Here is a 15,157-nt window from a genome sequence, read left to right as displayed (position 1 = left end):
TACCATTCCCGGGGTGGGACGGCGCACAGCTGAACAAATCTTAGCTGAAACAGGAACCAATATGGATCAATTCCCCTCCGCTGCTCATTTATGTTCTTGGGCAGGGCTGTCTCCAGGTAATAACGAAAGCGCCGGAAAGCGAAAGTCGGGACGAACGCGCAAGGGTAACCAGAAATTAAGAAGTGCTCTGGTAGAGGCAGCCAGAGCTGCCGCCCGAACCAAGAATACCTATTTGTCCAGTCAGTATCACCGCCTCGCTGCCAGACGGGGTGCCAACCGAGCCGCCGTAGCAGTTGCCCATAGCATCTTAACCATAGTCTATCATATTTTGAAACGTAAGCAGCCATATATTGAGCTTGGTCCATCTTATTATGAAGAACGCAAACGTGATACTGTTATTAAGCAGTCCATCAAGAAGCTCGAATCGCTTGGAGTCAAGGTCATTGTTGAATCAGTAGCCTAATTTCTCTTGGTTAACATATTATCCTTCTGCTATCCGGAACCGTGTTTTTAAAAAAGGTTAGTCCGGGTTAGTTTGTTATTGCCTTTTTCATGGCCATGTTGCTTTAATTTTCAGGATAGGTAGGCTAAAAACCATTCATCACGTACTATCTTTTTGCAATCTTCACCTGTCTTTAATTTTCAGGATAGGTAGGCTAAAAACCGTCAGAGTGCCCAAAAAATAAGGTTTTCATATTTCGAGCCTAACCGGTATTTAGTGTTAACCAAATTAAAAATCCATGTGTTGCAAGGGGTTTTTGTTTCTAGGTTGTCGTCGATCCCCGGGAACTTTTGCGCTACCAGAGATCGACGACAACCACTCGTCATTAGTTATATAATATTAGTTATATAATATTCTCATCCCCACCTTTTTTCAATCCCATTATTTCCCTGGAGGAATACTTTGTTGTGCGCAGGTAATAAAATATCACTGAGTCCTCATCTTGTCGGATTATCCGTTCTAGCTCCATTTTTAATTTCTTTAAATTAGCTTCTGAAATGTCCCCTTCCAGTACCGAGTTTTGAACCCAATTAAGATACTGGCGGCATTTTTTCAGAACTTTTGCCACTCTTTTCTGATGCACATCATATACCAGGATTACAAACAGATATGCCTCACCAGGTTCAAAAAACCTAACTGTTTTTAATCCAGTTAAGCGGCCCACCCCACGACCTGGATTTCACTCCTTTTGGATTGGATTTGCCCACTCCTGGGAGTAGACTTCGCGACAGGGGGACCTCGGCCCGGGAGTCCCACCCGGACGGGAGAACTGCGCTTCACGGGCGCAAGACCCGGACATAAGGGAAACCATGAAGTTTCCATCCCGCGTTGACCGTTGAGCGAAAGCCTTACGGCTCTGCCTCCCGCGCCCTATTAGGGTGCCTACCGGTTTGTCCGATGCCGGCTAAACGGGGTCACCTACTTGATAAAGCAAGGTGCTTCAAGTCATGCCAGGCAGAATAAAACGATTCCTGTTTAATACGGGTTAAGCCGTTGTGAACAGGGACTTTCTCGCCCAGCCGCTTGAAGAGTTGCTTCACCTTTCGGGTCATCCCTTTTCCTTCCCCAGGTAAGGAATTTACCTTTTGACTAAGCTTCTCTTTGAGGACTTGGACTTTTTGCTTTAACTCTTTTGTTATGTGCTCTTTAAAACCTATCGCCCGCCGGGGGACGAATTCTCCATTATGCCAGCTTACCTTGATATTTTGATTGCCGCCTTTGCTCTCTTCCCCGCGGTTCTTTTTCCGTAATGGCGATTATTTCCACACCGCAGTATCTCAAATGCCGCTCGATGCACGAATATCCAAACCGGGCCAGCCGGTCGGGATATTCGATAATTAGTTTCTTATAATCGCCACGCTCGGCCAGCTTGAGCACGTTAGTCAAGCCGCGGCGCTCTCTCTATCCTATTTCATTATCAACTGTACCTCATGTCCCAGCTTTGGGACTGGATTTATCTACGGTTGCTGTCACCAGCGGGCCACAAAAGAAGAGTAAGGTTTTTCACCCATCAGGTGCTTTTCCAGCTTATACAGTTCCAATCGAATTAAACGGCGGTATGAGACTTGGCGGCCGATTTCCCGGTGATTAATGGTTGTTTTCAGTTTGTTATCCAATTCCTCTACAAAGCACTTTTTCGCCTTGTCTTTAAGAAGAATGCCCTCGGTACCACGTTCAAAATCATTCTTTGTAACCATCTTCTTGCCTATCAATGAGAATATAAGACGATCAATGATGATAGGCTTAAAAATCTCTGATATATCAAGGTTTAAGGTAAACCGCCTAAAGTTGGTGGCGTGCAGAAAACCTATCCGGGGGTCCAGGTGTGTTTTGTAAATTTCGCTCAAACAAATCGAGTACATTAAGGAATTACCAAAGCTGATCAGTGTGTTTAAATGGTTTTTAGGAGGACGGCGGGTTCGTTCCTGAAATATAAAATCGGGGTCGCCAATGATGGCATCAAAGGCACGGTAGTAATGGTCGCGCATATTCCCCTCTATGGCCATTAAAGCTGCGGTGTCCCCGCAATCATCTATTGAGGGAAGTAGTTTTTCCACCGCGCGAAGTGGTTCCCCTACATCTTTTTCCCGACCATGATAATATTTTAAAACCTGGCGAATATTTTTACCTGCCCCGCGGACAAATTCCCTGGCCACAACCAAACGTCGTTGTTCGTCCAAGTAATGTTCCGCCTGTCGTAGTATCATGTAGCCGGAGTTCAAATGTTCCCTGGGATAGAAAGTGCCCATATAGTAGCCATGGTGACTGAAGTAGTGCAGGATAATTTCTTTCTGGGAGAGAAATTCCAGAAACTTTTTATTAATTTGCACTTCCCCGAATACCATAATCTCCCCGGTATCTTCAACGGGAATAAACCGCCGCCCGTTTTCCGTTTCAAAGTACAGGGTATTGTCTTTTCTATGCAGCTCACCATTGGAGAATATATATAAGGTCTTTTTCACCGGTATCCCCCCTTATACTATGACCAGCAAAACTCCGTATAGGCACATTTTTTACAAAAAGGAATTTTAACAGGTTCAGGGGGTTGGGATAGATACAAAATACGCAGTATATCCCTCCTAACCTTATCTAGTTCCTTTTCCATTTGATCGTCCAGTTTAACTTCTTCCTTTTGTTTTTCCTTTGGGAATCGCAGCTCTCCTTTTGCCTCTACACCAAGTTGTCGCAGTTCACTTAGATAAAAGGCCAACTGCATACGAGCACTTTGACGGTATTTAGAACTCTTTTTTACTTCACCGATAATCAATTGTTCGTTGCCCGCCCTGAACACATCTATTCTGCTATGTCCTAAAACGAGTTCTTTTCTTTCTTTGGGATAGGAATATTCCTGAATAAAACGCCCCAAGGATATATTGGCATCGTCTTGATCAGCCACAATTTGGTGCCCAATTAGCCATACTTCCCGCTGGCAAATATAGTAATACCAAACCAGGGTTCCGCTGACATGCAGTTCTTTGTTCTCCATATTTGCATCACCCAACTAATCCCTTACTATAACAGGTTTCCGTTTAAAAGATAATGGTTGCCCCTTTGCTGTCATAACCCAAGTTCCGGTCATAATAATATTCTATTTGTGAGCTGCAAACGTAACGAAAATGATTGACCTCTGGCGGCAGGTCCGTTAATCGTGAAACGGGGATAGAAATTACATATTCGTAAAATATTTTTTTAATGGCATTAAACTTTTCCTGTTTCTCATAGAAGCCATTTATTTGAATGATCCTTTCGTATTCAGCCCATACCTCCTCTGCCTCTTTGTCCAATTCTACAAACACATTCTCCCGGTGACCTTTTTCCTTGATCAGTTGAAAATCGCTTACGCTTGTCTTGGTTTCATCCTCAGCAAAAAAACAAAGTCTTTGGACTGCCTGTAATATTTTGTGGGACTCATTCAATAGCATTTTGGATTTGGCCTGGGTAAAATATAGGTCAATTAAATTAAGAAACTCCTTCTCATCAACCTCTTTATAGTTTTCAAGAATTTTTTTGGTTATATCCAAAGCTACATCATCATAAATCATATGGGCATAGGAACGTCCCCTGTCAGAGGCTACTAAAGAAATAATACGGACAATGCCGTTTCCTAACCCGTGACGGTTACAACGACCGGCTGCCTGGTTGATGGAATCCATAGGAGCCAGGTCCCTGTAAACGATATCAAAATCGATATCCACCCCCGCTTCAACCAGTTGTGTACTCACTACCAAACGGTATTTTTTATCGCGGATATCTTCAATACGCTTTTTCCTTTCCTTCATAACGACCCCGGTGGACAAAAAAGCAATAGGTTCGCTGGTTAAGTTCTTTAATTGACGGTAAAGCTCCTTGGCTGAACTTACAGTATTCAAAATAAATAAAAAGCTTTTTTCCGGGTTAGCAGAAAGCTGTTCCCGGAGTTCATCTTCCACAAACTCATCTATAGTGCGGCGGTTCACGTTGATTTCCAATCGTACACGCCCCATCTGGCTAAAATATTTTTGGGGCTGAACCAGTTCTATTACTTTACTCAACCCTGAAAAAATTTTCGGTTGGGTAGCTGTCACCAAAATAATATCTGTATTCATTTGTCCAGCCAGAAATTCCAACATCTGCTGAGCCAGCGGCCAGTATTTAATGGGCAGGGCTTGAATTTCGTCAAGGATAATGATGGCATGAGCCAAGCGGTGAAATTTTCTTAAGGTGCTGTTGCGCCAGCCGATTAAAGTTTCAAATAACTGAACGAAGGTAGTAACAACGATTTCTGAGGACCAACCTTCGATAAGAAGTTTTGCTGCGTTAGCAGAATAACTTGTTTCATCTTCATGCCCTGTCCTCATATTATAAACAGGGTCTGTAAGATGGTGATGCTTGATTAAAATATGATGTCCAGTCTGATTTTCCAATATATCTGACAATATTTGGTAATTTTGATCAATTACTGTCAAAAATGGTAGAGTATAGATAATTTTCGGTGCGGTTCCTCTTTCCTGTAAACGCTTTTCCCTTAATTTAAAGGCGAAGTTGTAAGCAGCCAAAGTCTTGCCCAAACCGGTAGGCAGCGTAATGGAAAATATGTTCCCTTTATCTGCCAAATCTAGATTACCCGCTATTTCTTGATACGCTTCCTCACGTAAAGCATTAAGGCCTTGAATCTCCCAGTCTTGTTTATTCTTAAAGGTATCTACTAAATCGGCCGGTAATTTGACAATATGTAACCGGTAGTCCCTCACTCCCACCTGGCATTTATCTGCGTCCAGTAGTAAGGAATATAAAATAAGAAACCGGAAGTAATCCTGCAGTTGACTTTGTTGGTGCGTGGTATTTGGGACCCTTAGTTGGTCAACCTCTAAAAGGAAGTCATTACTACCACTTCTAAGCCAGGCTCGCCGAACCTGTCTTAATTCATCCTTAAAAGTATACACCCATTCTTTTAGCAGTTCTTGCGTCAATATAGAACCAAAGCTCGTGGTTAACGGCAACTGAGGGTCAATTGACTGCCAGGTTTCCTTTAATAAGGAAAAATCAATGGCCTCTACCTGCTTTAGCAACAATTCTTGTTCCTTATCACCGAAAACGGCACACTCATCGGTAATATCCCGTAAGTTTCCGTGATGGCGTTTAATAGCTAAAAAAACCATATAGCTAAGCCTTTTGTTATCAGGGTGGTCTTTTAAATAGGTTTTTGCCATAAAGTATCCCACAATGGCCGACAGCAAGGCATGACTCTCGAGGGGACCGCTCTTTTTTTGACCTAACTCAGGCGAGGTGATGTAATTTTGAAAGTAACGGGTAGCCTTAGCAAAATCATGAGTTAGGGTAACAATAGCCAGTAAATCTCCTAACAACTTGGAATCCCAAGGTAAAATCTTTCTGTCTCCCCATAGTTGTCTGGCCAGCTGCCACACACCTAATAAATGGTCCTTTAGTTCCTGATCCGGATGGCTTTTTAAAAATGGCAATATTCTTTACCCCCTTGTATGATATGACCAGCGGAATAATTTCCAGTTGGTCATATTTATTTTTTAAAGTAATTGACCTTTGGGTTATACCCTGGGACAATCACGGTAGAACCGATGGTGGGGCAGTTTTTCGCCCCCTGCACTTTTAAGTGCTTGGAAAGACTGCTCCCCGGGCCTGGTGGCAACCGCTTACGCGCGGGTTGCACGCCCAAAGAGGTTCTCCCTTCAGCAAGGAGCATCACACCAATCTCTTTGGGTGAGTGCTCATCGGCAAGGTTGCTGTTACACCAGGTTCCCAGGGATACCCCAAAATTTTGGTTTCTTTAAGTTCACGTGAAAGGAGGTGTTGATAACATGGGCCGTACTCTTTTTGTCGGCATTGACATAGAAGCCGACACCAATGTAGTCAGAATCATTGATGACACCGGTGATGATGTCTGTGGATTCTCTGTTTCCAACGACCTCCCTGGAACCGAAAGACTTGTGGAAAAAGTGGTTGATGTGGCTGATACTTTGCCTGTCGATAAGGTCAAGATTGGCATGGAAGCCACCAACCTTTACTGGTGGCATCTGTCCCAGGCCCTTCATGATGACCCTCAATTAACAGCTCTGGGCACCGAAATCGCTGTGATTAACCCCAAGGTCATTGACGGGTTCAAGAATATCTACACTGATATGGCCAAGACAGATGCCTTAGATGCCAGGGTTATTGCTGATTGCTTGCGGTTTGGACGAGTCCGTCCAACACCACCTCCCGACATGAGGTATGCACCTTTGCAACGGCTAACCCGGTTTCGCTACCACATGGTGAGTAACCTCACTAGGGAGAAGAACAGGGCCTTAAACCTGATTTTCCTTAAGTTCTCCACATACCAGAAGGAGTGCCCGTTCTCAAACCTGTTTGGTCAGGCATCCACAGCAGTTATAGCTAACCTAACACCCGATGAAATCGCCAATCTGCCTGTGGAAGAATTGGTAGACCTGATGCTGCAACACGGAAACCACCGGCTTAAGGATGTTCCTGAGATGGCCAAGACCCTTAAACGGGCAGCTCTAACTCCTACCGTTTAAACCCGAAAATGCAAGAATCTGTGGACATTACACTGGCTATGTCCCTTGAGACCATCCGGTTCTTTGAGAAGCAGCAAAAGAAAATCGATCAGGCCATCGCCAAAGAGATAAAGGCAATTCCACACACGTTGGAAACTATTCCAGGCATCGGGCCGGTTTACGCAGCTGGCATAATAGCCGAGATCGGCGATATTTCAAGGTTTGACAATCACAATAGCCTTGCCAAATTCGCGGGCTTAACCTGGCGGCAGAACCAATCAAGCAAGTTCAACGCCCAGGATATTCCCTTAACCAGGTCAGGTAACTACTACCTGCGGTATTACCTTGTAGAAGCGGCCAACTCCGTCCGGGTGTGGGAGCCGGAGTATGATGAGTTCTACCGCAGGAAGTATGCCGAAGCCAGACATCACCATCATAAACGTGCTTTAGTCCTTACGGCCCGCAAACTCGTTCGCATGGTCTTCGCGCTGCTGAGTGAAGGCCAAATCTACCAGCAGAGGAGGGTGAATTAATAATATTTTACGTTTTACATTTTCTTTCATAACTGGGAATCTATTACGATTGCTGGTAGGGATATTTATTGCCTTTTTTACATAACAGCCAAAAAAATTCCCAATTTAGGGTCTTGCTATTTTACCGCGGGTCTTCCCTAATAAAGGGCCCCACCTTTGGTTTTATTTAAGGTGGGGCTATTATTAAATTAGGACGATACGTTCCTGGGGGCTTTCCCAATAACCTTTTAATTTAACGTTAAGCTCCTGTCCCTGTGTCTCGGTTAAAAGGTCACCATAGTTTAAAACTTCTCTGTCATCATTCATTTGCAAAGGAACCCTTTCCTTTAAATACCTTTTCCCAGGAGTAATACTAATGCCGTCCGCAGCAAGATATTCAACAGGAACGGCGGAAACAATATTCACAAAATGCTGATTACCTTCGCACCAGATGAACTCCTTCTCAGCTACGTAGCGAAAATCCGCCAGCAACTCGCTAATTCCAAGGCTTACGGTGTAATAGCTTTTATGCTCATAAACCATTTCACTCAGCTGTTTAAACAATTGCTCATTTCCCATGGTTACATATAGTCGGTAAGCCACATCCTTTAAAAACTCAAATCTTATTTGAGTTCGCGCTCCTTCTTTTCTCTGCTTTGGCACCCAAATATTCCCCTTTGTGTTGATCAGGTTAATACCCATGCGAATTTTTTTGACCGGGCGTAGAATTTGAACAGCCACTTGAGTTCCTGCTTCATTCAGTTCCCTTATATATTTGTTTTCTTCTTTAGATAATCCCAAAATTGCCCCTAAAACCCCCAGTACAGTGACGGGTGGAATAATAGAAAATGTGACAGGTGAAGATGTGGAGTAATATTTACGAAAGTGGGCCAGGTCACCAAAGATATCAAAAATTAAAACCTTCTTTTTCATAAATGCCATCCCTTAGAAAGACAATGTACGTACATCCATACTCAGTTTAGATAAGGTCTCTTGTAAATTTTGGCTTAACCTTAGCCTGTCGTCCGCCGCCACTTCTACAAAGGCGATTTTGTCCTTGTTCTTTGCTAAAGCCTCTACCAATTTGTCCACATTCAAAATTCCGTCTTGAATATCCCTGATCTCTTCTTCATATTTATCCGTATTAAAGAAAACGAGCTTATCTAATTCCCCTAAATGGAAGCAGCTTTCCTGGTAGGACACTCGCAATAATAACCTGGGCTGCTGTCCCGCTTTAGAACGGGAGAGCAGGTTTTTTGTACCATTCCACAGAGCATCCAAAAGCTTGTTCACGTCGTCTTCGGTTAATTTCGTATGAATCGCCGCATTTTCGTTAACGACCCCGTAAAAAGCTATTAGTGAATATGGCAGAATGTATTCTTCCCGGAAAGTTTTCCGGGTCTGATCACTGCCGGAGGCAAAGGCACCCGTTCCTTTTATATATTGCAACTTTACCCGGTGTAAGGACTGTCCCATTTTAAACTGGACAGGACCTGTCAGGGTGATTGAACTCTTTTCCTTAGTATTTTTTTCTATAGGAATTGTAGCACCGAAGAGTCGCACGTCAATGCAACTGTCCAATATATTTTTTTCAATAATTGATTTCATTTCGCTAATTTTTAAGTCGGATTTTTTTATGGTCTTTCCATCTTGGTTGAGGAAGTCTTCCGCCCGCAGCTTGGCATCCTGAATAATACCTTCCTCATCAGCAATTTCACGGACGAAAATTTCCTCCCCTTTGTTTTTGTTTAGAAAATCTCTTACAGTTCTTTTCAGGCGCACATCGGTGACAATATTTTTTCCGCTTTCTTCATCTATTCTTGGTTTGTTCGCATCCAAAGGATCGCCATTTGGATTTGAAAAAGTGCAATCATAAAGGAATAATATTTCTGAACGGTTATTCAGCATCGGTATCGTCTACCTCCTCTTTCTTCCCATATAAAATTAGGTTTGCTTCATTATACATGTTCATACCGCAAACAAAATAGAAGTTTAACTCGTCCACCGTCATCCTCCAATTTTGGTCTGATTCCAAAAGTAATACTGAAATAGCTTCAGCCAGTTGGGCTTTACCTTTATCAAACCGTTTGTATTCTTGAAGTTTATTAATAACTTTGGGTAAAAGTCCTTTAACTTGTCTAGAGTCCATTTTTAATCCCATAAGGTTAACTAAAAACGGTTGGGACTTCCTCTCCGCATACTGAACATTTAACAACATCCGAGTCAGAGCACCTAATAAAAATACTCCACGTTTTTCAGGTGTATTTAGTTGATTAGCAAAGCGATCAAAGATCGGATCAAAAATTGTCGTTGACATCGTAACCTCCTTCCTGCCCAGCATTTTCAGGTGAGCAAAAAACAGTACAGTTTCTATGGCATCTAACAATTTGAAAGAATTGATATTACTGGTATTGAAATCTCGTCGGATTTCTCGCATAAAGTGAGTGGCCAAAAAGGACATGGCTACAGGTAGCCCTTTGAAAATCTTATCAACCAATTCCATGAAATATTTATCTAGATCATTGTCCCTCTTTGCATCATCGGATTTGGCAAAAAAAGTTCTGATACGGCCAAAGTGAAAGGGCTGCTGCGGAAACATCCGATCCACGGCGGCCTTGGCCTTAAACAGATCGCGTAACCGGGAAGGTAGCACATCCTCAACCAGGAGCAAAATCCGTTCTGAACTCTGCTCCTTTCGTAAGAACAGGAAATTTAGGGTCATGGTATCCTTTTCGGAAGCTAATTCGTGTAGTATGTCATCTTCATTAGTGGTAAGCTTACCACCTGCGTTGTCGTTTAGTTTAATGTTCTTGTCCATTTCCCCTGTTAGAATATTAAGAATAAAACTGGATGGTTCCTTGAGAATAAATTTGGGAACCAGATAATAACTTAACCCGTAAAAGGAGAAGCGATATCTTTCTTCTAAAATACGTTTCCCCTCATCCAAAGCCAGAGAACACTCGGAGCATACCGGGTAGTTACGCCAGCTTTTTTCTTTTATAAAATGGCCCGTAATAAAACCGGGCTTGTCTATTGTGTAAAATTTATAGGCCGGCGCACCCGCAGAAACTTTTGCTTTTCGTTGTCCACAAACAGAACAAATTTTGTCTTGGGCTGAGATACTATCTTCTTTAGCGGCCACCAGTTGCAGAAAACTGTCCCTGAAGGCTGTTATATCCCGCAAATAGCATCCGTCTATCTTTAGTGTCAGACCGGCGGAACCTTTGATATCCGCCAGCTTTCCTTTAAGTAAGGCTATAATTTGTTGTTGCTGTGCTTCCAGGGCCTTTTTAACAGATGTTATTATTTTTTGATCCTTCTGGCTCAGGGAAAGTTTGTCGACGGTACGGAACCAGCCCAGAATCTTTACTTGAAAGGTCTTTTCTGGTTCAGTAATAAGGGCTGTGGGAGAAAAATTTGCCCCATTGGGCGGCCCCTTACGGTAAAGGTAACTCCCGGCTCCTCCACAGTTGGTTTCCTCTAAACTAAGGTAGGAAAAGGAATAGTCTTCGTTCTCTTTTTGTAATTCGATAACAACCATGTTGGGATATTTGTCCGGGTTAATGGTCTCAGTTAAAGTGGCTAGTACATCTTTACCCGTTATTTTTAGTGACAGTAAGCCTAGTTCTCTAACTGCGGAAATCACTTTTTTCACCTCCTGTTATTTTATTATCTAAACAAAACATCCCTAGCCCCTGGGAATTTTTACCACCCAATCCTGCCCCATAAGCTAGTTTAAGCATCCTGGGGTGTCCCTGTAGGACAAACCGACTCATCCAACCTTTGATAACGCTACCTTTATAAATTATAATTTTTTGCTGGCCGGGCTCTAAGCATCCTAAAAGTTTTATGGAAAATGACAGTTGGGACCAGTCTTCATTATAAAAAGCCTGGGCTTTTTTAACTAAATTTTGTCGGATAAGTGACTCAAATTCCCTTTCCGTCGGAGAGTAATAATAGGTCTTTTTACCACCTTCTTTATTGATGAGGGTGCTGTAAATAGTTACCGGGGAGAGCATTTTAATATTATAGGTCTGGCTTTCGTCAAAATCAGGGGGGTTTTCCATTTTCACTTCCGTAATTTCCAATGGATTGGAGCCAAGAAGTATTGATTTCTGAGTCATGAGACCAAAGAGCAGGTTTTGCAGGAATTCTATCCAGGGACTTGATATAAACAGGTATACCGGTGATTTAAAAATAATTTGCCTGGTATTTTTGTCGTAACTGCTACGCCCAAGCAATCTGGAGAAGCAAAACATCTTAAAAGTCCGCTTCCCATAATTAAACCCACGGTCATGAAGAAACTTTTGCATTGCTTCATTTGTCATAAGTCTATAAATCAGGCCCTGTATTTGCTGATGATAATTGGTCGGTACAATAATAGGCTTATGGGAGTAAAAAGATAGTTTTAATCTCATGATCATTATCCTTTTTAATATGTTTATTAATTTAGCATATTCTTTGGTTATTAAATTATCAGAATACTTTTTCCGAGTCAAGAAAAATCTTGAAAAACAGGAAAGAATTAATTATGCTTAATAGCAGCATAATAAGTAGTATAACTAATAGGGTTTGAAACATATGCTTATTGATTTAAGCAAGCTTAAAGTCTACCTATAAGGATTATTTGAAAATTTATTATTGTTTTTGTAAAGTTCAAATGATTCTATTAATGTTGCAAAAAATCATTTGCTAAATTCATTCTATCAAAACATTGAGTCAAAAAAGCAAAAAGTATGTCGAAGAGAACTATAAAACTCCGAATCATACTACTTACTCTTATAAAATTCCCTGAAACATCAAAGTCGTAACCTGTCTTCATAGGTTTACGGCAACGCGACTTTATTCATATTTTTTCGGCTATCTATTCCCGTTGTGTCATATCTAAACCGTTTTATCTCTAAAACACAAGCGCCTACCTAATTGGTAGACGCTTGTGTTTTAGACTTTTTCAATTCTCACCGCACACACCTTTAATTCGGGGATATTTGACTTCGGACAGCGGGCATGGTTGGTCAGCTTATTAATGGCCGCCTCCGGAAAATGGAAGGAGGCGAACACCATTCCCCTGGGTACCGTTTCGGATATCCTCACGGTCATTTCTACTTCTCCCCGCCGGGAAATCACCTTTACCCGATCCCCCTGGTTAAGACCCAGGCATTGGGCATCATGAACACTAACATCCAATTGCTCGGTGGGGCAGATTTCCCTTAAGTCCGTGCGCAGGGTCATGCTGCCGGTGTGGTAATGGAACAGACGCCGGCCGGTGTTTAATACCAGCGGGAATTGCCGGTCCGGCAGTTCATCAGGCGGCAGGTAAGCCACTGCATGGAACTTTCCCTTGCCGCGGACAAATTTCTCCTGATGCAGGATGCTCGTGCCCGGGTGGTCTGCTGCCGGGCAGGGCCACTGGATGCCCTCCTTCTCCAATCTTTCATAACGAATACCGGCATAGGAAGGCGTTAGGGCAGCCATTTCATTAAATATTTCTTCTGGGTTTTGGTATCTCATAGGGAGGCCAAGAGCCTCGGCAAGGGCGCAAATGATCTGCCAGTCGGCTTTGCTGTTGCCTATCGGTTGGACAGCCTGCCGCACCCGCTGCACCCTGCGCTCGGTATTGGTGAAGGTGCCGTCCTTTTCGGCAAAGCTGGCCGCCGGCAGCACCACGTCTGCCAATTTGGCTGTTTCAGTGAGGAAGATATCCTGCACCACCAGAAAATCCAGATTGTTTAAGGCCTTTTCCACATGATTGGCGTCGGCGTCGGAGATGACAGGGTTTTCCCCTACAATGTACATGCCTTTGATGCTGCCCCGGATGGCGGCCTGCATCATTTCCCCGACGGTCAAGCCCGGTTGATCAGGGATAGGGCCTCCCCAGGCTTCACTAAACTTCTTCCGGCAGGTCTCGTCCGCCACCGGCTGGTAGCCGGCCAGGAACTGGGGCAGTGCGCCCATATCGCAGGCACCCTGGACATTGTTTTGCCCCCGCAGAGGATTGATGCCGGTGGATTCTCTTCCTATCTGACCGCAGAGCAGGGCCAGGTTGGCGGCCGCCAGAACGTTGTCGGTGCCGCAGACATGCTGGGTCAGTCCCATGGTGTATAAAAGGGTGGCCTTGCCGACAGTGGCGTAGGCCCGGGCCGCCTGTCTGATGCTGTCCGCAGGAATCCCTGTCAATTCTTCGGCCAATTCCGGGGTATAGCCCTGGACAGCCTCCACCAGTTCCTCAAAGCCCTCGCACCGGCTCTCTACAAACTCCTTGTCCCAGAGGTTTTCATCAAGAATCACTTTGGCCATGCTGTTTAACAAAGCAATGTCCGATCCCGGTTTGATTTGCAGGTGTATGTGGGCCAATTCCGCCAGCTCGGTTTTTCTTGGGTCCACCACCACCAGCACAGCCCCCCTTTGGATGGCCCTGCGTATGCGCAGGGAAATGACCGGGTGGGCTTCGGTGGTGTTGGTGCCGATGGCCAGGATCAGGTCGGCCCCGGCAATTTCATCAATGGAGTTAGTCATGGCCCCGCTCCCTGTGGCAGCCGCCAGACCGGCGACTGTGGGAGCGTGTCAGAGACGGGCGCAGTGGTCGATATGATTGGTTCCCAGGACCAATCTGGCCAATTTGTTCAGCAGATAATTCTCCTCATTGGTGATGCGGGCGGAGGCCAGCACCCCGATGGCCTGGCCGCCATATTCCTGCTTGATCCGGCCAAAGCGACGGACCACCTCCTGGATGGCCTCTTCCCAGGTCACTTCATGCAGTTGACCGTTTTTCCTCACCAGTGGGTTGGTAAGACGTTCGGGATGGTGAATAAACCCGTGCCCATACCGTCCCTTAACACACAGGTGGCGTCCGTTCACCCCGTGGCCCGCGGCATTGGCCCCCACAACCCTGCCCTCTTTCACCAGCAGGTTAATCTGGCAGCCCACGCCGCAGTAGGGACAGGTGGTGGTTACGGAATCCAGTTCCCAGGGACGTCCTTTGCCAATCCTTTGTTTTTCGGTTAAGGCCCCCACCGGGCAGACCTCGACGCAGGAGCCGCAAAAGACACAGCCGGCGTTCAGCAGTCCGCTGTCCAGGGGGGTGGCAACCTTGGCATGAAAGCCCCGGAAACTGAAATCAATGACACTGCGTCCCACCACCTCGGAACAGACCCTTACACACTTGCCGCAGAGAATACATTTATTCATATCCCGCATAATAAAAGGATTGTCTGCTTCCACGGGGTAGGCATGACAGGCCCCCGGGAAGGCACCCTTTCTTACCCCGTATCGATAAGCATATTCCTGCAGGCGGCAGGCTCCGGTTTTCTCACAGGTCAAACAATCATCCGGGTGATTGGCCAGCAATAATTCCAGGATGGTGCGCCTGGCTTCCAGGACTTTCTCCGACTCGGTATAAACTTCCATCCCTTCCCGGACTTCGGTTACACAGGAGGCCGGCAACTGCCCCCAGCCCTTCACCTCCACCACACAAATCCGGCAGCCTCCATAGCGGCTTAACTCCGGGTCATGGCAGAAGGTCGGGATATCTATTCCCAACATGGCTGCAGCTGTCAAAATGGTGGTTCCCCTGGGAACCGTTACGGATTTATCATTGATGGTACATGTAATATCAGACACCCCGGTTCACCTCC

Annotated in this window: 13 protein-coding genes; 3 read left to right on the top strand and 10 right to left on the bottom strand. The window is 44.8% G+C overall.

Features of this window, described 5'->3' with window-relative positions; genetic code table 11:
- Positions 1 to 463, top strand: a 463-nt coding sequence (locus tag BUB67_RS11275; RefSeq protein WP_143157070.1) for a transposase, incomplete at its 5' end; no start/stop codon positions are given.
- 382 nt (positions 464 to 845) lie between these two features.
- Here the strand turns inward: BUB67_RS11275 and cas2 are convergent.
- From cas2 to BUB67_RS11245, 5 genes are all read right to left on the bottom strand, one after another.
- Positions 846 to 1,109, bottom strand: a complete 264-nt coding sequence (cas2, locus tag BUB67_RS11270; RefSeq protein ID WP_073239531.1) for a CRISPR-associated endonuclease Cas2 — start codon at positions 1,107 to 1,109, stop codon at positions 846 to 848.
- A gap of 575 nt (positions 1,110 to 1,684) precedes the next feature.
- Entirely contained in the window at positions 1,685 to 1,888 is a 204-nt protein-coding gene (locus BUB67_RS11260) for a recombinase family protein (RefSeq protein WP_238457034.1), read from the bottom strand.
- Positions 1,889 to 1,971: 83 nt separating this feature from the next.
- Entirely contained in the window at positions 1,972 to 2,964 is a 993-nt protein-coding gene (cas1b, locus tag BUB67_RS11255) for a type I-B CRISPR-associated endonuclease Cas1b (protein ID WP_073239527.1), read from the bottom strand.
- 17 nt (positions 2,965 to 2,981) lie between these two features.
- Complete coding sequence (cas4, locus tag BUB67_RS11250) at positions 2,982 to 3,488, bottom strand: CRISPR-associated protein Cas4 (protein ID WP_073239526.1); 507 nt, start codon at positions 3,486 to 3,488, stop codon at positions 2,982 to 2,984.
- A gap of 43 nt (positions 3,489 to 3,531) precedes the next feature.
- Complete coding sequence (locus BUB67_RS11245) at positions 3,532 to 5,961, bottom strand: CRISPR-associated helicase/endonuclease Cas3 (protein ID WP_073239525.1); 2,430 nt, start codon at positions 5,959 to 5,961, stop codon at positions 3,532 to 3,534.
- A 354-nt stretch (positions 5,962 to 6,315) separates the two neighbouring features.
- Here BUB67_RS11245 and BUB67_RS17535 point away from each other — a divergent pair, with 354 nt between their 5' ends.
- Together BUB67_RS17535 and BUB67_RS17530 are read left to right on the top strand one after the other, a co-directional pair.
- The gene (locus BUB67_RS17535; protein ID WP_476588306.1) at positions 6,316 to 7,032 is read left to right on the top strand and encodes an IS110 family transposase; all 717 of its coding nucleotides are present in this window, start codon (positions 6,316 to 6,318) and stop codon (positions 7,030 to 7,032) included.
- 8 nt (positions 7,033 to 7,040) lie between these two features.
- Entirely contained in the window at positions 7,041 to 7,544 is a 504-nt protein-coding gene (locus BUB67_RS17530; RefSeq protein ID WP_476588305.1) for an IS110 family RNA-guided transposase, read from the top strand.
- Positions 7,545 to 7,727: 183 nt separating this feature from the next.
- Here the strand turns inward: BUB67_RS17530 and cas5b are convergent, their stop codons facing one another.
- The 5 genes from cas5b to fdhF all read right to left on the bottom strand — a co-directional run bounded on the left by cas5b (position 7,728) and on the right by fdhF (position 15,143).
- Positions 7,728 to 8,456: a type I-B CRISPR-associated protein Cas5b gene (gene cas5b / locus BUB67_RS11235; RefSeq protein ID WP_073239524.1), complete on the bottom strand. Its 729-nt coding sequence runs from the start codon at positions 8,454 to 8,456 to the stop codon at positions 7,728 to 7,730.
- A gap of 12 nt (positions 8,457 to 8,468) precedes the next feature.
- Positions 8,469 to 9,431 (bottom strand): type I-B CRISPR-associated protein Cas7/Csh2, encoded by a 963-nt coding sequence (cas7b, locus tag BUB67_RS11230; protein ID WP_073239523.1) that lies wholly within the window; start codon positions 9,429 to 9,431, stop codon positions 8,469 to 8,471.
- Positions 9,421 to 11,169, bottom strand: a complete 1,749-nt coding sequence (locus tag BUB67_RS11225) for a TIGR02556 family CRISPR-associated protein (RefSeq protein ID WP_073239522.1) — start codon at positions 11,167 to 11,169, stop codon at positions 9,421 to 9,423. The genes cas7b and BUB67_RS11225 overlap by 11 nt, the downstream gene beginning before the upstream one ends.
- Positions 11,153 to 11,941, bottom strand: coding sequence for a CRISPR-associated endoribonuclease Cas6 (cas6, locus tag BUB67_RS11220; protein ID WP_073239521.1), 789 nt, complete (start codon positions 11,939 to 11,941; stop codon positions 11,153 to 11,155). Before cas6 ends, BUB67_RS11225 begins: the two co-directional genes overlap by 17 nt.
- 523 nt (positions 11,942 to 12,464) lie before the next feature.
- A complete protein-coding gene (gene fdhF, locus BUB67_RS16015; RefSeq protein WP_238457033.1) occupies positions 12,465 to 15,143 on the bottom strand; it encodes a formate dehydrogenase subunit alpha in 2,679 nt (892 codons plus the stop codon).
- Between the last annotated feature and the right edge of the window lie 14 nt (positions 15,144 to 15,157).

It is taken from the genome of Desulforamulus putei DSM 12395 (assembly GCF_900129195.1).
Lineage (GTDB): Bacteria > Bacillota > Desulfotomaculia > Desulfotomaculales > Desulfotomaculaceae > Desulfotomaculum > Desulfotomaculum putei.
The sequence above is the reverse complement of the archived record's forward strand: the minus strand, read 5'-3'. Positions and strand labels throughout refer to the sequence as shown.